The following is a 20,661-nucleotide window of genomic DNA, read 5'->3' on the forward strand; positions in this document are numbered from 1 at the left end:
AAGACGTGAAACTCAAAATCCCCCTTTATAAAGGGGGATTTTTGCAATTTCATGCTGTCCTTACCTTCACACATACATCACCGGCGTCGATATTTTAATAATCTTCCCGCCTCGACGATAAAACCTTGGAACACGGCGGCTTAATGTTGCAATGACTTCATAGTTAATCGTATTGAGCATTTCAGCAATTTCATCAACAGAAATTTCTCCGCCCTTTTGACGGCCATAAATGACGACTTCCTCGCCTTGCTTTGCTTTCATCTCTCCTAAGCTGATCATCGTCATATCCATTGTGACTCGGCCCGCAATTGGCATTCGTTCTCCGCGGAAAAGCATAAACCCTCGATTGGATAAAGCACGTGAGTACCCATCTGCATAACCAATCGGTATGGTCGCAATGACTTCGTCAGGCTTTGCCACATAGGTTGCCCCATAGCTGACCGTTCTTGGCTTTGTCACCATTTTCTTCACGAACGCAATCCTTGCTTTTAAACTGAGAGAGGGCTCTAGCTGAACAGCGTCTAAGCTTTCAATGTATTGCGAGGGATACAATCCATAAAGTCCGATACCAAGCCGGATCATATCGGCACTAAATTCAGGAAACGCAATCGAAGCAGCTGTATTGTTCATATGTACGGTCGGCAGTTTGATCCCTTCTTCTTTCAAAAACCGAAGGAAATCAATGAAGATGCTGTGCTGAAGCAACGTAAAATCAGGATCAGGCTCATCCGCAGTGGAGAAATGCGTAAATATTCCATCCCACCTCAGGTTTTCACTCTTTTCAAGCGCCTTCACCACCGCTAACAGCTCTTCCTTTGTCCGTACACCTAATCGCCCCATCCCTGTGTCAACATTGACATGAATCCCAAGCCGGCGCTGGCTTTCTTCTTCAGCTAAGATCTCATTTGCTTGAGCAATCCAGTCTTCACGAAGGCCAGATAGATCAATTCTCCAGGCCGCAGCCCTTTTCACACAGTCGAGCGGGGTAAATCCAAGAACCAAAATTGGCGCTTCAATTTTTGCTCTTCGCAGCACAATGCCTTCCTCTAAGCTAGCAACTGCAAGTTCTGTCGCACCGCTTTCTAGTGCCTGCCGCGCTACCTCCACTGAACCGTGTCCATAAGCATTCGCCTTCACGACAGCCATGATCTTACTTTTTCTTGGAATATGCGCTTGAATCGCTTCGATATTTCTTTTAATCGCATCAAGATTGACTTCGATCCAGACTTCCCTGCAAAGCTTTTGCATGTATGTTTCCTCCTCATCACATGAGTCATTTCAATATCAATGTTCGTTTTCGTGTCTAGTCTATCTTTATTCATTTTTGAGAAAAACATTCAACTACAATGACTGGACTGGCTTTAACTTGATTGAGATAAAAAAAGAAACCACATCAAAATGTGATTTCTTCTTTATGAACAGGAATTTAGTTAATATACAGATTTCATCATCGAATTAATTTGATGATAAATTTCCTCCAAATTTTCTCGTTCAATTAAATATTCAGCGGTGCTCTTACGAACTGGCACATCAAATTGCAGGAAGGTGATCGTGATCGTTGATGCTTCTTGATCATTCATCGTTAATCTTAATTGAAGTGTAGAAATCTCTTCATTATTATCACTCTCAGTAGAATGTTCAATCGGTATACCATCTTCTAACATGTCAACTTGTTTCAACTCTTGCAAGGAAAGTTCAGTGACTTCAAACCTGAATTTCTGAGATGAGCCGCCAGGTTGATGTGTAATAAAGCGCATTTTCTTTCGCTCGTCATCAATCGCAAAACCTTTATCAACATTTTGCGAAAAGATGTATGTTGAGGACTGAAATCCGTCTTCATGAAAGAGCATCATCATCTTATCTAATAAGATGTTTGGATCATTCTTTTCTTTTTGTCTTTGCAGCCTTCCCGCTATGAATAAAATGACCATTCCCCCAATAATGCTAAAAGCCGTTCCCAACCCATTACCTACATCTACGAAAACAGTAAAGCCTAAAATAGCAACAATAAAAGCGATTACAATTCCTATGATGAATATCACACCATGCTCCTCCTGACATGACCTTTCATTGTTTTAGCCATAGTATATCATTTGGATCAAGTGCTTCAACGAAAAGATTTTATTGGTTTTTAAATGAAAAAAATCTACTATAGACTAAACAGATGCTATATTTATCTCACTCTTTAAATAGAAAGGATCTTTAGTAAATGAACCTCTACTCGACAGACGAAATCATTGATGCTTTATATAAAGCCTGGTCCTCTCAATCTAGTTCAAAATGGAGTAAAGACAACCCAGCAAACGGACAATGTGGCGTCACTTCTTTAGTTGTCCATGATCTTTTAGGCGGAAAAATAAACAAGACCTCATTACCCAGCGGATGGCACTTTTACAACGTAGTGAATGGAACAAGAATTGACTTTACTTCTTCACAATTCTCTGAAGAAATTTTTTATATGGATGTACCTTCAAATCGGGAAGAAGCATTTCAAGATACGAATAAGGATCAATATCGTTATTTAAAGGAACGAGTCCTAAACTATTTAAACGTGTAGATTTTATATTCATGAAAACAGACCACAAGAGGTCTGTTTTCATGAAAGTTAGATAAAATGTTTAAAAGATAGGCAGTAAGAATTCACACACCTTATCTTCGCCTTCATCTTCTCTATATCTCTCCATAATAGGTGCATGGCGTATGTTCAATTGATTGTGTTGGATCATTTGAGGTAATTGTCTCCAAAACAAATTCACTTTTTCGGCTGTATGTGTCACCGTAAACACAGCATACTTTCCTCCTTCAACATGACCAGTCTGAACAAGTTGATCTTTGGAGAAATCTCTATTTGTCATGAACATTAGGTCATATCTGCAATTTTCAGGTAAAGTTCTTGCAGGATCTTCTTGAGGGACACCGTATATGCCATGCTTCTTTAATTCATCATTGAATTGATGTTCGTTGATCCATTTTTTAAATTTCTTCATCATCTCCACATTCTCTTTACTGCCATACGGTCCTATATTTCTCATATACACCATTTTCATATTCGTTAACATTTCAATTTTGTAATTCATGATTCTCCTCCAACTCTTATTGGAAGATTGGCCAATCATTCCTTACATCCAACGGTAACACCCTTTAAAATATAATGCATTAGGATATTAAAAATAATGGAATCTCATATTCTCATTCATAAGATGTCCAATTTTTAAGCATAAAAAAGAACGGATTTTAGCCGCTCATTTGTTATTGATTTTCATTTGAAGAAATGGCTTTTAGAAACTGACAATCAAAAAGGCCCTATAAAGGGCCGTGTGAATGATAGATAACATGACTTCTATTCATAAATAAGCACCCAGTACTTCGCCCCAGGCTCCCCTTCCTCTACAACAGCCTTCCATCCTCTTTTTTGATAAAAAGACAAAGCTTTGTGATTTTCGGATACACATTTGAGGGTGACTGGTGTTCCCAAAACTTTTATAGCTTGCTTGAGCAGCTGATCGCCAGCCCCTTGACCAGTAGCTTCTGGATGTACAAACAAGAGATGAATAAAACGATCTGGCACATATAATGAGATGAATCCAAGGATTTTATTGTTCTCCTCAGCTAAGAAAATTTGCTCTTCCTGCGTATCTTGATCAGAATCTTGGAGTTTGATTTCTTCTGTATTGAGCCAGTGAAAGCTCTGACGTCGGGATTCTAAATAGATTTGTCTTAATTGTGGATAATCTTCTATGCTTGCTTCTCTAATAAACATCGCAACATCTCCTATGTTTTTCATTTGAATGTTAATTCGCTTCTAATATGTGTTTTGCCTGTGTTCTGCCTGCAAATAACAATTGATCACTGAACTGCTAGTCATTGACAGCACGCGCAAGAGCAATTGTACCAATCATGCTGCTTACTAGTGCGTAACTCTTAGAGTGATCTATGTTTCCCGTATCGGCTATAAACGCCATAAACCGTTTCAATTCATCGGTATAAGCTTTCCGTACCTCTTGCGATAATTGAGCAATCTCCCCTGCCAGTGCAGGCAGTATACAGCCGACTTCCGTCTGATCACGGTGAACGGAACTTAAATAAAATTCAATGATCGTCTGAATTCGAGGCTGATCTGCCTTCTTGTCTGCAACACTTTGCAGCAGCTTGATCGTATCCGTAATAGCAAAATGAAAAGTCTCTATCACCAACTGATCTTTGTTCTTAAAGTGAGCGTAAAACCCTCCATGAGTTAGACCTGCCCCTTTCATAATGTATGGCAAACTGATATTACGGACCCCATTTGTTCGAAATGCTCGTGCAGCACTTGCGATGATCTGCTCTCTCACTTTTGACTTATGACCTTTCGGATAAGGCATCCTCTTTTCTCCTCCTTCATTATGTGAAATGATCATGGAGGCTGCAGAAATGGCCACTCGTAAAGTTGAAAAATTTCTTTCACGATAATTCATTCAGGTGCATCTTTTAAAGATTGAGCAAAATAATCGTCATAGCCTACTTAGAAATAGGCTATGGCGATTTCAATTGAGTGATGAAATAAAAGCAGCGGTATACTGATCTTTAATTGGATACCTCATCACGTTTTTTTCCTAACTTCATAGATAACTGCACGCCAATCATCAGCATCACGATGGCGAGCATTGCGACAATAGCAGCTTGAAAATGTCCGCTGATATCGAAAATCAAACCGATTAAAAATGGACCAAATCCTCCCATGATGTACCCGCCCATCTGTGACATCGCTGACCATGTACCGGCTTCTTCTGGTGTACGCGTTTCAATAATAGGCAGCATAAGCGCCAAAGGAAATAATCCACCTGCTCCAATCCCCAGAAAAATAACAGCTGGCAGGATCGGCATTGGCAGTAGAAGGAATATGAGGCCAATCAGCTCTGACAAACTGCATAAGATCAGAAATAATTTCGGCTTTCCTAGACGATTGACGATGTTTGGAACGAGTAATGCCACCGGAATCTGAATGAGTGTAAATATCGTAAGCAGCATGGCGGCATACTGCGGACTATTCCCAAAATCAAGCGCAATGGGTGAAATCCACGCTGTTAACGAATAGAACATGCTAGACATAAAGCCAAAGAACAAGGTGAATTGAATGGCTTTTTTGTTTCGCAGCGGTAATCTCAGTGGCACGTCTGCAAGATCCGCTTGTTGGTTTTGACGAGCTAGACCGAGCCATAAAATCATGGCAATAACGCCTAAAATCGCCCAGCAGGATAACGCAAGTGGAAGGTTATGCTCACTGCGAAGGTAAATCGGAATGGTCAAGCCCGAAGCAAGTGCAGCTCCAACTGTCATCGATATAGAGTACACACTGACAATCCCAGGACTTTTCGGGAAATACTTTTTAATAAAACTAGACAACAATGGTCCGGCAAAACTAATTCCAACTCCTCCTGCAAAAGCAGTCATGAGAAGGATGGTAACTGTTTGACTTGTACCACGCAGTCCAGTCGCAATTGTGATAAGAAAAATCGAGAAAAAAAGGGTTCTCTCTAATCCAAACCGGCGGCTTAGTTTCGTTGCTACAGGGGCAAACACTCCCATGCACAAGACCGGCAAAGTGGTTAAAAGACTTGCCGTGAGTGCACTAACGCCAAGGTCTGATTGAATCATGCTCATCATAGAAGCTACGGATGTAATGATTGGGCGCAAGTTTAAGGCAGCTAAAAATAAAGCGGCTAAATAAAATATTTTTTTTATCAATACTCTTCTTCCTCTCTCATCTTGTTGAGGTTACTATGAGTATAAATCCGCTTCATTCATTGATCAATACAATAATTCGTATTATGATGATAGGAAAATACTATCATTAATGAAAGGATGGCATATGGATACTCGTCACATTACCTATTTTATGGCTGTATTCGATCATTTACATTTCACAAAAGCTGCAGAGCAACTAGGTATATCACAGCCTACATTAAGCCAACAGATTCAGCTGCTTGAAGCTGAAGTTGGGATGCCGCTCTTTGACCGAATCGGTAAAAAAGTAGTTGCAACTGAAGCTGGTTCGCTTCTTTATCAATATGGCATGAAAATGCTTCAGGCTGAACGAGATGCAAAAAATGCCATGAAAGAACTCTTATCTGAACAGCGGGGTACCGTTCGGCTTGCCGTCCTTCCCTCTGATCTTGACTTTCAGCTTGTTCCGCTTTTTGTAGAATTTAAAACGCTGTATCCAGAGATCAATCTAAAGGCTTTTTCGACCATCTTTGTTCGTGACGAGGTGCTCTCACATAAAGTCGATATCGGAATTGGGCTGCGCGGGCCTGCGGATAAACGCCTGATTCAAATTCCACTTGGCGATGAGCCCTACGAATTGTTTGTTCATTCAGACAGTGAACTGGCAAAAAGGCGTGAAGTGACGCTAAAAGAGCTGACAAAGCATGCGCTGGTCATGTATCCAAAAGGCTATTTAGGAAGAGATTTGGTCGATGACGTATGTAAAGAACACGGTTTTGAATTGGACACGGTCATGGATGTTGGGTCTGCCACTTCATTATTGCAGCTGGTTGAAGCTGGGATCGGCGCCACCATCCAGCCAAGAGGGCTGTTAAAGCAACATTCAGCATGGCCTAATATTGTCTCTATCCCTATTTCTGCTCCTGCTCCTGTTCGGCATCTTGAATTAACATATTATGCCGATCGATTTGTGACCAAAGCGCAAAAACAGCTATCTGAATGGCTAATAGACTTTTTCAAATCAAGAACAAACTAAAAAGTGAGGGTAACACATGAAGAATGCAAACAGCATATTTACAAGAACAAACCGGATTGTGATTCGCCAGTTTGATCAGCAGGATATTGAAGCATTTTATCAATACCGATCAAACCCCTCTATTGCCACATTTCAATCTTGGGAAAACTACACGCACGAAGACGCTGAATTATTTGTTCAACACCAAATGACGCAACAACCTAATCAACCAGGGACGTGGTTTCAATACGCGATTGCCTTATCTGAATCCAATCAGCTGATAGGAGATTGCGCCATTCATACACTCGGCAGCGAGCCTAGAATCGTTGAAATAGGATTTACACTCGCGCCTGAATTTCAAGGAAAGGGCTATATTCACGAAGCCTTGAATTCAATGATCGAATATATTTTCACTACACTGAACAAGCATAAAATCATTGCCTTTACAGATGTACGAAACGAAAAATCTATTCGAGTGCTGGAACGTTTAGACATGAGACGCGAAGGACATTTGCTACAAAATTATATGTCAAAAGGACATTGGGTCGATGAGTATCAATATGCTATTCTTCAATCCGAGTGGGCCGCGAAGCGTCATTAATCATTTATTTCCTATTTAAAATCCCTAAATAGGCGCTCCACGGTCCTACATCGGTTCGATATCGTTCCGCCATGACCCGAACAATTTGGGAGATATGGGTGAAATCATGGACAACCCACGTAGAAAGTAATTCGCTCACTTGCACGACGCCGAATTCTGGATGGACGCCCTTTTTCTCTAGATCAAGACTTGAATGTGTCATACGCTGAATGTATGCCACATTCTCCATCCGCACATGATGAAACTCTGCTAGTGCTTGTTCTATCTGTCTTTCAGTTTGATTCAAATGGGCGTAGCGGTCAAATGCAGGAAATGGGGTATTCTCTCCATCAGCAAGAATGACATTTAATCGTGGAATCCAGTTGAATTTCTCTGCTTCAATCAAATGTTCAATGACTTCAACGGGATTCCACGTTCCCTCCCCTTCACGACTGTGAAGCCAATCCTTCGATAAACCTGACAAAAGACTTTCTAATGTACGAGGAGTTCGACTCAACATATCTAAAGCTTCATCCAAATTGAAATTCATATGGTAGCTCCTTTATCAATTTTTCTTTATTCTAATGTTTTTTGATTAGATTGCAACTCATACTGCAAAACAGATAAAGAAGAAAATAAAAGGTGCTTTTGATCAACCTTCTATATACAAATAGAACTTTTCTATAACACTCACCATCCTTTCTTTTTTTATAATAGAAAAAAATGAAATGTGGTGATATTGATGTCTACAACGATTGGGATTATGGGTGGTATGGGCCCTTTAGCGACGATTGATCTGATGAAAAAAATCATTTCTCATACACCAGCGATAAAAGATCAGGATCATCTCCATGTGATTGCTGATAATGATCCGCAAATCCCTGATAGAACCAATGCCATATTTGGGAAAGGCGAAGATCCTACAGAATATATGATTGCATCAGCTAAAAGATTAGAACGCGCAGGAGCGGACTTTATTCTGATTGCATGCAATACCGCTCACTTCTTTTTAGAAAACGTACAACAATCCACTCATATCCCTATCATGAATATGCCATTAGAAACCGCAAAGCACCTGAACAAACATCACTATACGTCTGTGGGCTTACTATGTACTGATGGCACATTAAAAACCCAGCTCTATCAAAAAGCTTGTGCCCATCACAAGATTGATGTCATGACTCCTAGTGAAAATCTTCAGAAAAGTGTGATGAATGGGATTTATGCCGTGAAAGCAGGGAAATTGAGTAAAGGCGAAAGTGAACTGGCGTTAGCTGCAGAAATTTTAATCAATCAAGGAGCAGAAGCCATCATTGCCGGCTGTACAGAAATTCCTTTAGTTCTAAGGTCAACCAAAGCTGTGAAAGTGATTGACCCTACTGTCATTTTGGCGAAAGAAGCTGTAAAATTAGTGTATGAGCTTGAAAAACTAAACATTTAAAGAAAGTCATATAAGGGGATAACATGAATATTGAGAATATAGAAGCGTTTATTTATGTATGCCAGCTAGGCAGTATCAATAAAGCTGCAGAAGCATTGTATTTAACCCAGCCTTCTGTATCGGCACGTATTCAATCGTTAGAAAAAGAATTAGACCTGAAATTATTTGATAGACAGAGAAATAAACTATCTCTGACGGAAAAAGGTGAACAGTTTTACCCGCATGCCAAAAAGATTCTCCATTCTTATCAAGAAGCAAAGCATAGTCTCAAACAAACGATGCTCCCTTATGAATTGACGATTGGATGCGCATCCTCTATTTCCAATAATCTATTGCCTAACATATTGCCCGCCCTAAAAGAAAAATACGAAAATCTGAAAGTGAAAATTGTAACAGGACATTCAAAGGATGTTGTCCAAAAAGTGATTAACAACCAAGTAGACTTTGGCATTGTCAGGACTGAAACACATCCTCAAATTGAATCAATCCCGATTTTCAGCGATCCAATCGGGCTGTTCGTCCCAACTCATCACCCGCTTGCCAGCCTAGGCAACATCAATATGAATGAACTAGAAGAACAACCTTTTATTTTCTTTGACTATGGGTCATTTGATTGGTTGATGCTCCACCGATTATTTCAAAAAAACAACATCACACCGAACATTTCCATTGAGGTTGATCATATGGAAACTGCAAAAAATTTAGTGCTACAAGGAATGGGACTATCGTTTCTTCCTCATCATTGTGTTAGAAATGAAGTAGAACAAGGAACACTAAAACAAATTTCAATTGAGCCATCTATCAATTTCAACATCAATATTGAGTTCATTTATAAAAAAGGAAAATCCAAATCCGTTTTCATTGATCAACTCAAACAGTTTTTTCATGAATTAGATTAAAAAAAGCCCTTTTTAGGGGCTTTTTTTGGATTTGTTCTGATTGATTAGCTTTCGTTTGCCAACATGTATGCTGCCGTTTCATACATATCTTTCAATCCTGATCTCTGTGCGTACTCGGCCACAGTGATCGCACTTGTCGTCAGAAGTTCTATTATATGTTCATCCATTCCTGACCAAGTTCTCCCGCCTGCTTTTTCATACGCATGGATAAGTTTCGTTAATCCTTCTTTCCCAAAGAGAAGTTGATGCGACAAAAAGTCTGCAGATACATCACCAACCCCCACTTCAGACCAATCAATCACACCGGTAACACATTGATTTTCATCAATCAGAATGTGACCAGGATGCAAATCTCCATGCTTCACTCCCACAAAAGGCGGCCATAAAGAATCTTTAGCTAGCCATTCTTGCCAGCGCTCCCATAAACCGCTGTTAATGGTGTATTGCGATTTGACACGTTCCATTCGCTGTTTCATTGATCCTCTTAATTCATGAGCACTGAGCATGTCCACACCGATCGTTTTAAAAGGCTGTTGATCTAAGGAATGTACATTCGCTAAAACTCTTCCTAATGATTCATAATAAGCTTGCGGTACATTCGTTTGGTCAAATCTCCACTCATAAGATTGCTGTTCCACATCAATACTAGCCGCCGGTACCCCCTCTAATTGTTTATAAGCAATCAGACTTTCTGTAAAGATAGACCACTTAGGAACCTGAAAGTGAACCTGATTACTAATGTAATCTAATGTCTTTTTTTCTTGTAAGGTATGTTTCATTGATTCAGGTCTGCGAGGCATTCTTATTATCCATTGATCACCATGTAAATCTTCGACGTGAGCGACACGGAAATCCACACCTGATTCATTTATTTTGATGGTATTCTCTAAAATCTCTAATCCGTGATGTTTGACTAACTGCTTTAATTCCAGTCTATTCATATCCAATCCTCCAATTGTTCATTTAGTCATGATCAATAGGCATCAAGAATATCATCACAAAACCCACAAACAGGCTACTTTATGTGGTCAGAGTAAACAAAGCTAGACATATGCCTTTCTTTGCATCATAAAAAACATACAAAAAAAGACAGACCGATTAGCTGCCTCTTTTCTAGTGAAATTGCATACTTTCCCGCTGAAGATCATTAAAAATGTGCAGACTACCCCGTTTACTCCGTTTGATGAAAACAGAGCCTTTGAACATATGAAATTACTGATTCAAAGTTTTCTGGCGTAATCTTCCTGCATGCATCATTTTTAACCATCCTCCTCTATATCATATAAATTTACTATACTTTATTTAAATATGACTTTCAATAAGATGACAAAAAGAAAGATTTAAAATCATCAAAAACCCTTTAAATTACATAAAATGAAATAATTTCATTTTTATGTGTTATGATATGGTTATTGATTCTTCTGTCTAATATAATTTATTAAACTCAAAAACCCGATGTACTATGAATTTTGAGTGTAAGAGAGACAATGAGAACAAATCAAATGTAGCTAAGTCATTTAAAAGGAGAATGGATATGACTCATTTAGAATTCGCATTCGGCTTGCTTCCAGTCAGTATGATCATCGCTTCTTTTATCGTCACATTGTTTGTACAAAAGGTTTATTTCATGCCAATTGTGAGCTTTATCATTTTGCTCATTCTGACATTTACACTTTTCAATGTCTCTTTCTTTGGCTGGGCTGTTGTTTACACTTTAGGCTCATTCATTGCTTCATATATAGCATTATTCATTATGAAAATTTTAAATAAAAAGAGATCATAAACTACATTCGAAAAGCCCTAGAAAGGGCTTTTCATCTTTCACTATCGTTTTTTCACTGGATGAATGTCCTCTCCCAAAAAGGCGGTATTCGGATCTTCACTATTTTCTAGAAATTCAGCAATTTCTTGCAGCTCTTGATTAATACGGTCATTCCTTGGCATATCTGGGTTTAACAGAAGGTTGGAGTGAATAGCAGTAGCTGTTTCATACAAGACATGTTGATCTTTTATCTGTTTGATGCACTGTTTCATGCGCAAGAAAAACCATGCGATCTCTTCAATGTCTTCCATCGGATAATGTGCCATTTTGAAGAGATTCTGCTGACGAAGGTCTCCTCTCTCAAAAATGTGTTCAAGCTCTTCTTTACTGATATATAAATCCGAAGCTTCCTCCTCAATCTCTATTACTTCAACCATGGCGTCGTCAGCTGTATATAACCGCTTAACAAATTCATCGAAACTATCTGCCAGCTTAAAATCTACTTCCAGCTCTAAATCGAAATAGTGAATAGGAGGATGTTCCTTCGTTTCTCGATAATCCATGGCAATCCATGTATCTTCTTCCCCGCTGATGAAAACAAATCCCTCTGGTAGCTCCAATTCATCACTTAACTGAACACTATTCATAATTCAATCATCTTTAGCGATTCCTCTTAGATGATCGAATTGAACATGATCCTCTGCCCATGAATTCGGCCGTTCGGTTGGAAAAGCATTACGAACTGTAAAACCACCATTCCATTCTAAAATGAGTTTTTTGTATGTATCGGGTAAAGTGACTCCAAGTGTTCCCTCTGCTTCACGAATTTGTTCCTCATCTATCTTTTCTAACGTAAAAGGACTCTCTTCATCTTTCTCCCAGAATGATTTCAAATTCAAAATGGATGCCTCCCAGTATTTATTGAGATAAGTATATCATTCATATTTTTAAAATGACCACCAGATCCTCCGGCCATTGGCGGTCAAAGTATTAAACACCTTTTTTGTACTCTTAAAGCGTTTCATGGTCATAAATTCGACCATTAAAACAAATGATAAAACATCTTCATATTCCCCTTTACAGTTGACCGTCAGTCATTTATAATTGACCCTAAGTCATATATAATTGACCAAAGGTCATTAAAAGGAGGAAGAACGAATGAGTAAAAAAGTTGCTCTTATCACAGGTGCATCAGCAGGTATTGGAAAGTCCACAGCAATTGAATTAAATAAGAAAGGTTTTATTGTTTATGGTGCTGCTCGTCGAAAAGAAATGATGGAGGATCTCATCTCTCAAGGAATTCACACCATTTCACTTGATGTCACTGATGAAGAGTCTATGGTAAACTGTGTACGTGAGATTTTGGACAAAGAAGGAAGAATCGACGTGCTTGTCAATAATGCCGGCTATGGCTCATATGGTGCGGTGGAGGATGTATCTATGGAAGAAGCTCGAAGACAAGTAGAAGTCAACCTGTTTGGACTGGCCAGAATGACGCAGCTTGTTCTGCCTAATATGAGACAAAACAACTATGGAAAGATCGTCAATATTTCTTCTATGGGTGGTAAAGTGTGGACATCATTTGGCGCATGGTATCACGCTACAAAATTTGCAGTAGAAGGTTTTTCTGATTGCTTACGGTTAGAAGTTGAACCATTTGGTATTGATGTGATTGTTGTGGAACCTGGCGGGATCGCAACCGATTGGGGCGTCATTGCAGCAGAAAAACTTAAAACTGCTTCAGCAAAAGGAGCTTATAAAGAAGCTGCCAACAAATCAGCAGATAATATGGTAAAAACGTATTCAGGAAGTAATTTAACAAAACCAGATGTCATTGCAAATACAATTGTGAAAGCTGTCACTGTAACGAAACCTAAAACGCGCTATTTGGTTGGGTTTGGTGCTAAACCTATGGTGTTTATGAAAAATCTCCTGGGTGATCGTACGTTTGACAAAATCATTAAAAGATTCAGCTAATCACTTGCTCCCCTAAATATCTCTTTGTCTGACTCCAAATCAAAATTACCTTTGAAATGGAGGTTGAAAATAATGAAACGAGCGATGACAGATGAAGCGAAGGCTCTAAGAGCTCAAGCGATTTTAGATAAAGCAGCAGCGCTTTTTGAGACACATGAATATAACCAAATCAAAATGTCAGATATCGCCAAAGAAACGAAGCTATCAAAGGGCATACTATTTGTTTATTTCAAAACAAAAGAAGCTCTTTTCTTCCAACTATTATGCCGGGAATATGTAAAGAGACTAGAACGCTTCATTGAAATTATTTCTGAAACACAGATCAAAAACCTTCAGGATATCAAACAACTTTTTCTGAAAGAATTGGAAGAAATCATTGATAAAAATCCTATGTACATTAGATTAGAAGCCATTCGCACGTCTGTTTTGGAAAGAAACATCGACTCTGATACCATGCTTCAATCAAAACTGTTATTATTTCAAAAGCTAACGGAAATGACAGACTTACTTTGTTCAAATGATGTGATCAATGAGGCGCAAGTGATGGATATTTTTCAAGCTGAAGCAGCGATTATCACTGGATGCAAACTCACTGCCACTTTACCAGATGAAGTCATTACTATTATTGAAAATCATAATTTGCATGAATTTAAACGAGATTTTAAAACAGATGTGATGAATACAATGTCTTTTTATCTTGATGGTTATTTACACAACCTTGAGGCTTGACATAAAATGTTGTGCACAACAAAAGTGCATACAACACTTACATCTTCCTCATGTTCATGATGATTTTGACTGAAGCCAATATGAAAACAGACCTCCTTAAGGTCTGTTTTCATATGTTTTATACATTTTGAGATGCTGTGCGTCGAGCAATCATCGTCGTGTTTCGACATGTTTTTTGTTGTTCTTTGATTGTTGTATTCCGCATTGATTTTGTTTTAATAATTTCAAAATTTTATTTAACCTTTTGTTGGGCTGTTATTTAATTTGTTAATCTTTTTTACGTTGTCATAAACCATAACTTGTTTAATATTTATCAAAATCGAAACCATATTTCCTGTAAACCCTAGCAGCATAATGAATTGCTATGGTTGAATTAACGTTCTATATTCCATTACTACGTAGTTTATCACCTATCTTTAATTGACTTAGAAGCTTAAATATACTCAGAATCATCACAAATCACTTTTCAGGCCTACTCTTGAAAACAGTTTCAAGCTGAAATTTTCTACATCCCCTACTCACAATTCATTAAGTTCCCTTATATTCCATTTATTATCACATGATAGAATTTACAAAACACCGAAAAGAAACCGCAAAAATAAATGAGAAACAAATCTTTATTGCCATTAATAGCTACTTGTCACGTTTAAATTTTCATCAAAAAACAAAAAAGCAGACTCATTTAAGTCTGCTTTAAGCTATCTTTTAAATTCCACGGGAACACCTCTTGCAAATCACTCCTGACATTCAGGACATATCCAATGAATCTAACCACTCTTCACAATGTTCTATAAGCCATCTCAAATATTCAACATATTGACCGACATGATAGCCATCACAAACAGCATGATGTACTTGAATCGCAACGGGCAGAATGATTTTTCCTTCTTCCACCTTAAACTTGCCTATCGTAAATATTGGCAGTAAATAAGTTATATCTGTAGATACATTAAGGTTAAAAGAAGTAAAATCAATCCACGGCAGGCTTGAAATATTGAACATGTTTTCTGGCATATGAGGTTTCGGAAATAGGCTGCTGCTTTTGCTGTAAGTGTCCATGTCCGCTACACAGCTTTTATAAAACCGAGCAAAGTTTTCATCATAAGGCGTCCAAATACTTGAAAACGTCTTTGTTTCTTTATTTAAAATCGTATAACTAGGATGGAGAATCTCCCAGTAACCAAGTTCATCGTTCACTTGATCCATCCGAAATTCCGGTAATTTTTGCACAGCTCTTGCTAACAAATAAATTTGCACAGGATATACTTTTAGCCTTTTTTCTTTTAATATTGCATACAATTTTGTGATGTCTAGATCGATCACCAGACTATATGTGCATCGGGTTACCGTCATATAATGATGAAAGTGCTCTTTTCTCGGATAATTTTCATCTATTTGTTTAAACATTTTTTATCTCCTCCTGAATGTAATTGCTTGTATTCAGGAGGAAGCTTTATCTGTTTTTACCACCACAATCATCCTTTCAAGAGTTATGTCATGTTTCTGTCCATTCAAAGTCTACCATGAGCTTTGTTTATGATAAAGCCTCCAGCAACTCTTCGTAAGTAATCTTCCCTAACGTGAACTGTTCTAGTGATATATATATTTCTCCCCTGCCAATATAGAATTTGTAATTATCAGCGCTATCCTCTATTCACTTCTACCTTTACTATAGAAGCTTTTTAATTGATTTATCGTACCCAGCCAAATCATCAATTTGATAATAACCGACGGTTAACAATAGGCATGAAAAAGTGAAGAATGATGCCTCCGAAACAAATCGTTAATATGGTTCCAACACCGATAGGTCCTTTGCATATAAAAGCTAATATGAAGAAAAATGCATATAATATTGTTCTCGAAAATGCGATCGTTCTTTTTGAAATATCTCGAAGAATGAGTGTTAAATGATCAATTGGTGTTGATGCGAATTTTGTTTGAAGATATACGGCTGTTCCAAGACCAATGAATATCAAACCAGCTCCAAAGCAAGTCAGTTTGCTAAACCACATACTTGTATCAATGACATATTTGATGAGGAGTAACCACAGATCAATACCGATTCCAGTCACGAACGCTGTAATCAAACCTAAAAAAACAGGTTTTTTTCTCACTAATATAGAATTGCAAATTAAGATGATGATAGAAATCAAGACCTCCCAGCTCCCTACGGTAAGACCAAATTCTTTGGAAAGGCCAACTAAAAGGGCATCAAATGGGGAAGCACCTAGTCCTGATTGTATTGTTAATGAAATTCCTAAACTTAATACGAGTACACCTAAACCGTAAGAAACATACTTTTTTTTATTAGACATGATCTCTACTTAAAGATAATTCTTTTATCATTAAAACGTGCAGAATCCCGTCTTCCATAAATTCATCTGAAGCAGTTTGAAAACCAAGTTTTTTATAAAAACCTTCTGCTTGTGTTTGTCCATGCAGCTTTATCTTTGTAATTCCTTTTTCTTGCATGATTTTTTCCAGTTCTCTGATAATCACTTTGCCTAAACCGTACTTACGATAAGGTTTTAGGATGCAAATTCGTTCCAATTTACCTGTACCATCCACAATACGCACCCGACCTGTGCCGACAGGTTCATTCTCATGGCATACCAAGACATGCTGACATTGTTCCTGAAGAGTGTCAAATTGATCAAATTCTTCAGACTCAGGTACTTGCTGTTCATCAATAAAGACCGACTTTCTAATATTAAGAGCAACTTGTAAGTCATTTTCAGTTGTTATTTTTTTTATATGCATTGTTTATCAATCCTTTTCTGATATTAGTCTGAACCAGGTGAAGCATTTATATGGTCTTATACTAGTAAGAATAAAATATTTTTATTGCAATTACAACAAAAATGCAGGTTTTTTTAAGATAGTGGGCATTTTGCAAGAGAAAGAAATTGAGAAAGCTGGTTTTAGTAGTGAATGTCGAAGCGGAATTAATGCGAACTATTACGCCACTTATCAGTTTGGTATCTCTTGGCGTTACACTTCTCACTTTTGGTGCCTTTGTTTTTTTGTGATTAACATTTGAAGAAAGTTCTCAGAAAAAATCCCCTAGCCATAAAAGTCAGGGGTTTTACTTTGTTCTTCCCTGAAAAAGACTGATTTAATAAGGTTCTATGATTAGCCTTTCTGATAAAAAATGTGCATTTCTGAAGAAAACTGAAAAGGTTCGTCCCCAATCTGTCCCAATAAAAAAACAGACCGTGGAGGGTCTGTTTTCATTTTGCCTATACGTTTTCAAATATTGAGTTTGGATCGATCATCGTCGTGTTTCGATCAGTTTTTTGAGGAAATACAGTGGTATTTCGATCAGTTGATTCTTTTGAGTAATTAAGAGAGCCCAGACAAGCAGCACCTACCAATAAAGCGGCGCTAATCAATATCTTCATTTTAATATTCATATAAACACTCCCCTTTTTGGATTTCGGTTTGAGCTTCTATGGCGGTTCTATAATAATCTGCTACCCTCTCCGAATCATTTCTTTTCTCATAGAGATTTGCAAGGCTTAAAGCAAACTCTTCAATATAAGGATACAACTTCTTTTCTTCTAATCCTTTAAACATTTTTCGTACATTTTCAATACCTTCATCGACATAAATTGTCTTTAATGAATTGAGCAATGTTTTATAAAACAGATTGTTTTCTGCTGTTGCACTTTTTATTCCTTTAGCGATATAATCAAGTGCTTCTCTTGTGTTATCACTTTTAAACAAGGTCCAACTTAAACTAAAAAATAATCTTGGTTTAATATCTTCATTGTTTTCACTCATCTTATCTAGTCCTTTTTTATAGAAGGACGCAGCTTTAATATAATCCTGTTGCCTGTCATACGTATTTCCAAGATTCAAATAAGTTTTAGCAATTAATCTTTGATCATTTACTTCTTCAGCAAGATTTAGTGCTTTATGTAAGTGGGGGAGCGACTTCTCATATCGTTTAAAATCATCATAATTTCCTGCGATCACAAATAGACTTTGAATTTTTCTCACCTTATAAAGATCATAACGATCATAAATCTCTAGCGCTTTTATAATATGGTGCATAGAAACATGGGTTTGTTTCATGATGTAATATGCTTCTGCTACTTTAAAATGGAATTCTGCTTGTTCAATTTCATCTACAACAAGCGCCAGCTGTCTCTCAGCAATCTTATAATATTGAATGGCCTGTACATACTCTTTCTGACTGAATTCATGCATACCTCTAAAAAAGGCATTATAGTATTGCAACATTCCAGACAGTTGATGGTTAGCATTCTCTATTTTATCGACTAGAGCGGAAATAGATTGATCGAATGAAGGTTTTATATAATCAAGCATAAGTTGATGTCGAAAACACATTAATTGATAATAGATAAGAAGATCCTGATCTTCTTCCATCCTATCTATTTCCCATTCAACCTCAGCTTTTAAAATCTCTGCATCCGGCACACTAAATTGCCGAATCATTTTATACCATTCATTTATTTTCACACCAACATGTGAAGAAAGAACTTTCTCCATCCCCTTACTCCCCTTCCACAAAATTCCCTTATATTACATTTATTATGACATACAGAAATTTACAAGGCACCGAAAAGAAACCGCAAAAAGAACCAGTGTACATCAATAAACCTTTGGCACATGTCTTTATCCTCACAAAACAAAAAGGCAGACTCATTTCAGTCTGCCTTCATCTTCTAGATTTCCATGAGAATACCTTTTGTCTTCAGGTAATTTGCATTGAATCTAGCCTTTTTTCTTTTAATATTGCATACAATTTCGTGATGTCTAGATCGATCACCTAGCTATATGAGCATCAGGCTACCGTCATATAATGATGAAAGTACTCTTTTCATGGATAACTTTCGACTATTTGTTTAAACATTTTATATCTCCTCCTGAATGTGATTTACTGTATTCAGGAGGAAGCTTTATCTGTTTTTACCACCACAATCATCCTTTCACAAGATATATCATTTTTCTGTTTATTCAAAGACTACCATGACCTTTACCTAAGTTAAAGCCTCCAGCAACTCTTCATAAGTCATCTTGCCCAACGTGAATTTTTCTAGTGCTATATATGTATTCTCCGCTGAGGTATTCATTCTATTATGACAGTCATTCACTAGCTCATGTTCATTTGGTAATGGTTCATGTATATGTTCTGTTTTTCGAAATGCTTCATAGTATCTTATACCAAATATTCTTTGGGACATCGCATTGATGTGAATTCCGTCCGGATTAGGTATAAGGCTTTTCGCAGTAACATAATAACAATTTTCATGATCATGTGCATATTTTTGTAGTTCCTCATTGATCAGTTGATATTCCACACATCCTGCGCCAAATGCTGTCTTTCCTAAGAAATCGCCCAAACCACCTATCACAAGCGGAATGTTAGGTACAGATAATTCAGTTCTCAGTTCATGAAATAATCTTCGTATTTTTTCATCGTATTCTTTGTATTTCCCATCTTGGCTGTCACTTTCTCCTTGATGCCATAATATTCCGGCCAATTCGCTATCTTCCCTTGCAAATTTAGCTTCATTTATTGCATGACGAAATAATGCCCCATCTCGTGACCACTCATCAATGGAACTGCCACCTTCGGCACATGGGATAAGACCAATCTTCTCTCTCTCATGCTCTTTACACCAAGCCTCCGCAAAAGAAGCCGCTAGTCCTACGCCAGCTACCGGTCTATCAAAATGGATGGGTTCAGTCATCATTTGCCATCTACCATTTCGCAACATCATGATTCTTTCATTATAAATTGGTGGCACTTCATGCTTGAAGCCTCGCCCCGCCATATTTGATTGTCCAATTAGTAAAAATGACTTCATATTTTTCTCCCCCTCTCTTCATTTTTCATATTTTGTTGAAAGAACAGTAAACAGTAATTACTTAGGGTAAGATCCTGATGCATCTATCAATCAGGTGGATCGACTATGATCAATCCACTTAAACCATTTTAACAAGAAGAAATCTCTTGTCCATGTTGTCATATGGGCTGACGTTAAACTTGTGAAAAAAACATATTCATGTATAATACAATTGATGTATACTACATGAATTTTAGGAGGGTGACCTTTTTTGAAAAGAGAAGATGCCTTAAAACTAAGATCAGATATTAAGAAAATGATTATAATAACTGGGGTTTTTGAATCTCAAAATTTGCCCAATGGACCATTTGAAAAACCTCTACCAACCTCTCAAATGATGGCGTTAGAGGAACTAGAGATAGAAAAATTAACTGTTTGGCAACTATCCAATAAACTTAGATTAGAGACTTCAACTGTAAGTAGATTGGTAGATAAGTTAGTAAAAAAGGGACTTGTTTATCGTGAAGTAAATGAAAAAAACAGAAGAGAACTTTTTCTGCACCTCACAGAAAAAGGTCACATTACTGTTAATCGCTTAAGAGAACAATCCCTTACATTTTATCAACGTATCCTTAATAATTTATCAGAATCAGAACAAAAAATAGTTGTGGATGGTTTTGAATTATTTATTGATTCTATTTCTAAGTCTTTTGATTAGAGTGAGGTAAATCATACCCTT

Annotated in this window: 21 protein-coding genes and 2 pseudogenes; 9 read left to right on the forward strand and 14 right to left on the reverse strand. The window is 37.5% G+C overall.

The features are described from left to right. Positions 1–66 precede the first annotated feature (66 nt). The gene (gene alr / locus ACTJJQ_RS01325) at positions 67–1,248 is read right to left on the reverse strand and encodes an alanine racemase (RefSeq protein ID WP_440599887.1); all 1,182 of its coding nucleotides are present in this window, start codon (positions 1,246–1,248) and stop codon (positions 67–69) included. A 182-nt stretch (positions 1,249–1,430) separates the two neighbouring features. Further along, positions 1,431–2,042: a hypothetical protein gene (locus ACTJJQ_RS01330; protein WP_156060661.1), complete on the reverse strand. Its 612-nt coding sequence runs from the start codon at positions 2,040–2,042 to the stop codon at positions 1,431–1,433. A 167-nt stretch (positions 2,043–2,209) separates the two neighbouring features. On the opposite strand from ACTJJQ_RS01330, the gene ACTJJQ_RS01335 reads away from it, so the two are divergent. Beyond that, on the forward strand, positions 2,210–2,557 hold the full coding sequence (locus tag ACTJJQ_RS01335; protein ID WP_039168782.1) for a YunG family protein: 348 nt from the start codon (positions 2,210–2,212) through the stop codon (positions 2,555–2,557). Between the two features lie 61 nt (positions 2,558–2,618). On the opposite strand, the gene ACTJJQ_RS01340 is transcribed toward ACTJJQ_RS01335, so the two are convergent. From ACTJJQ_RS01340 to ACTJJQ_RS01355, 4 genes and pseudogenes are all read right to left on the reverse strand, one after another. Next, the gene (locus ACTJJQ_RS01340; RefSeq protein ID WP_440599888.1) at positions 2,619–3,077 is read right to left on the reverse strand and encodes a GyrI-like domain-containing protein; all 459 of its coding nucleotides are present in this window, start codon (positions 3,075–3,077) and stop codon (positions 2,619–2,621) included. A gap of 263 nt (positions 3,078–3,340) precedes the next feature. After that, positions 3,341–3,760: an N-acetyltransferase family protein gene (locus ACTJJQ_RS01345; protein WP_440599889.1), complete on the reverse strand. Its 420-nt coding sequence runs from the start codon at positions 3,758–3,760 to the stop codon at positions 3,341–3,343. Positions 3,761–3,791: 31 nt separating this feature from the next. Beyond that, a pseudogene (locus tag ACTJJQ_RS01350) lies at positions 3,792–4,361 on the reverse strand (TetR/AcrR family transcriptional regulator). Between the two features lie 202 nt (positions 4,362–4,563). Further along, positions 4,564–5,721: an MFS transporter gene (locus tag ACTJJQ_RS01355; protein ID WP_138279264.1), complete on the reverse strand. Its 1,158-nt coding sequence runs from the start codon at positions 5,719–5,721 to the stop codon at positions 4,564–4,566. A 112-nt stretch (positions 5,722–5,833) separates the two neighbouring features. On the opposite strand from ACTJJQ_RS01355, the gene ACTJJQ_RS01360 reads away from it, so the two are divergent. Both ACTJJQ_RS01360 and ACTJJQ_RS01365 read left to right on the forward strand, forming a co-directional pair. Next, positions 5,834–6,739: a LysR family transcriptional regulator gene (locus ACTJJQ_RS01360; protein WP_017367054.1), complete on the forward strand. Its 906-nt coding sequence runs from the start codon at positions 5,834–5,836 to the stop codon at positions 6,737–6,739. A 16-nt stretch (positions 6,740–6,755) separates the two neighbouring features. Beyond that, positions 6,756–7,319: a GNAT family N-acetyltransferase gene (locus ACTJJQ_RS01365; RefSeq protein ID WP_348936672.1), complete on the forward strand. Its 564-nt coding sequence runs from the start codon at positions 6,756–6,758 to the stop codon at positions 7,317–7,319. 4 nt (positions 7,320–7,323) lie between these two features. On the opposite strand, the gene ACTJJQ_RS01370 is transcribed toward ACTJJQ_RS01365, so the two are convergent. Continuing rightward, entirely contained in the window at positions 7,324–7,848 is a 525-nt protein-coding gene (locus ACTJJQ_RS01370; RefSeq protein ID WP_144684625.1) for a DinB family protein, read from the reverse strand. Between the two features lie 192 nt (positions 7,849–8,040). On the opposite strand from ACTJJQ_RS01370, the gene ACTJJQ_RS01375 reads away from it, so the two are divergent. Together ACTJJQ_RS01375 and ACTJJQ_RS01380 are read left to right on the forward strand one after the other, a co-directional pair. Beyond that, a complete protein-coding gene (locus tag ACTJJQ_RS01375; RefSeq protein ID WP_035392360.1) occupies positions 8,041–8,739 on the forward strand; it encodes an aspartate/glutamate racemase family protein in 699 nt (232 codons plus the stop codon). Between the two features lie 23 nt (positions 8,740–8,762). Further along, entirely contained in the window at positions 8,763–9,638 is an 876-nt protein-coding gene (locus ACTJJQ_RS01380) for a LysR family transcriptional regulator (protein ID WP_046343315.1), read from the forward strand. Positions 9,639–9,682: 44 nt separating this feature from the next. Here ACTJJQ_RS01380 and ACTJJQ_RS01385 read toward each other — a convergent pair whose 3' ends face one another. Next, the gene (locus ACTJJQ_RS01385; RefSeq protein WP_046343313.1) at positions 9,683–10,579 is read right to left on the reverse strand and encodes a macrolide 2'-phosphotransferase; all 897 of its coding nucleotides are present in this window, start codon (positions 10,577–10,579) and stop codon (positions 9,683–9,685) included. 593 nt (positions 10,580–11,172) lie between these two features. On the opposite strand from ACTJJQ_RS01385, the gene ACTJJQ_RS01390 reads away from it, so the two are divergent. Then, on the forward strand, positions 11,173–11,421 hold the full coding sequence (locus ACTJJQ_RS01390) for a DUF2651 family protein (RefSeq protein ID WP_035392368.1): 249 nt from the start codon (positions 11,173–11,175) through the stop codon (positions 11,419–11,421). A 41-nt stretch (positions 11,422–11,462) separates the two neighbouring features. Here the strand turns inward: ACTJJQ_RS01390 and ACTJJQ_RS01395 are convergent. Next, positions 11,463–12,293, reverse strand: a pseudogene (locus ACTJJQ_RS01395) (SMI1/KNR4 family protein). Between the two features lie 265 nt (positions 12,294–12,558). Between ACTJJQ_RS01395 and ACTJJQ_RS01400 the strand changes: the two are divergent. Next, a complete protein-coding gene (locus ACTJJQ_RS01400) occupies positions 12,559–13,377 on the forward strand; it encodes an oxidoreductase (protein ID WP_008348355.1) in 819 nt (272 codons plus the stop codon). Positions 13,378–13,449: 72 nt separating this feature from the next. After that, the gene (locus ACTJJQ_RS01405) at positions 13,450–14,106 is read left to right on the forward strand and encodes a TetR/AcrR family transcriptional regulator (protein WP_060832251.1); all 657 of its coding nucleotides are present in this window, start codon (positions 13,450–13,452) and stop codon (positions 14,104–14,106) included. A gap of 747 nt (positions 14,107–14,853) precedes the next feature. Here the strand turns inward: ACTJJQ_RS01405 and catA are convergent. From catA to ACTJJQ_RS01430, 5 genes are all read right to left on the reverse strand, one after another. After that, positions 14,854–15,513 (reverse strand): type A chloramphenicol O-acetyltransferase, encoded by a 660-nt coding sequence (gene catA / locus ACTJJQ_RS01410; RefSeq protein WP_048001664.1) that lies wholly within the window; start codon positions 15,511–15,513, stop codon positions 14,854–14,856. A gap of 305 nt (positions 15,514–15,818) precedes the next feature. Further along, positions 15,819–16,421, reverse strand: coding sequence for a YczE/YyaS/YitT family protein (locus ACTJJQ_RS01415; RefSeq protein ID WP_056704913.1), 603 nt, complete (start codon positions 16,419–16,421; stop codon positions 15,819–15,821). After that, positions 16,414–16,866 (reverse strand): GNAT family N-acetyltransferase, encoded by a 453-nt coding sequence (locus ACTJJQ_RS01420; RefSeq protein ID WP_017359634.1) that lies wholly within the window; start codon positions 16,864–16,866, stop codon positions 16,414–16,416. The genes ACTJJQ_RS01415 and ACTJJQ_RS01420 overlap by 8 nt, the downstream gene beginning before the upstream one ends. Positions 16,867–17,508: 642 nt before the next feature. After that, complete coding sequence (locus ACTJJQ_RS01425) at positions 17,509–18,621, reverse strand: Rap family tetratricopeptide repeat protein (protein ID WP_046343302.1); 1,113 nt, start codon at positions 18,619–18,621, stop codon at positions 17,509–17,511. Positions 18,622–19,112: 491 nt separating this feature from the next. Continuing rightward, entirely contained in the window at positions 19,113–19,943 is an 831-nt protein-coding gene (locus tag ACTJJQ_RS01430) for a sialate O-acetylesterase (protein ID WP_129548235.1), read from the reverse strand. Between the two features lie 250 nt (positions 19,944–20,193). On the opposite strand from ACTJJQ_RS01430, the gene ACTJJQ_RS01435 reads away from it, so the two are divergent. Next, positions 20,194–20,640 (forward strand): MarR family winged helix-turn-helix transcriptional regulator, encoded by a 447-nt coding sequence (locus ACTJJQ_RS01435; RefSeq protein ID WP_017359641.1) that lies wholly within the window; start codon positions 20,194–20,196, stop codon positions 20,638–20,640. The last annotated feature ends 21 nt before the right edge of the window (positions 20,641–20,661 follow it).

Origin of the sequence: Bacillus sp. 22483 (assembly GCF_052044605.1) — a bacterium.
GTDB lineage: Bacteria > Bacillota > Bacilli > Bacillales > Bacillaceae > Bacillus > Bacillus altitudinis.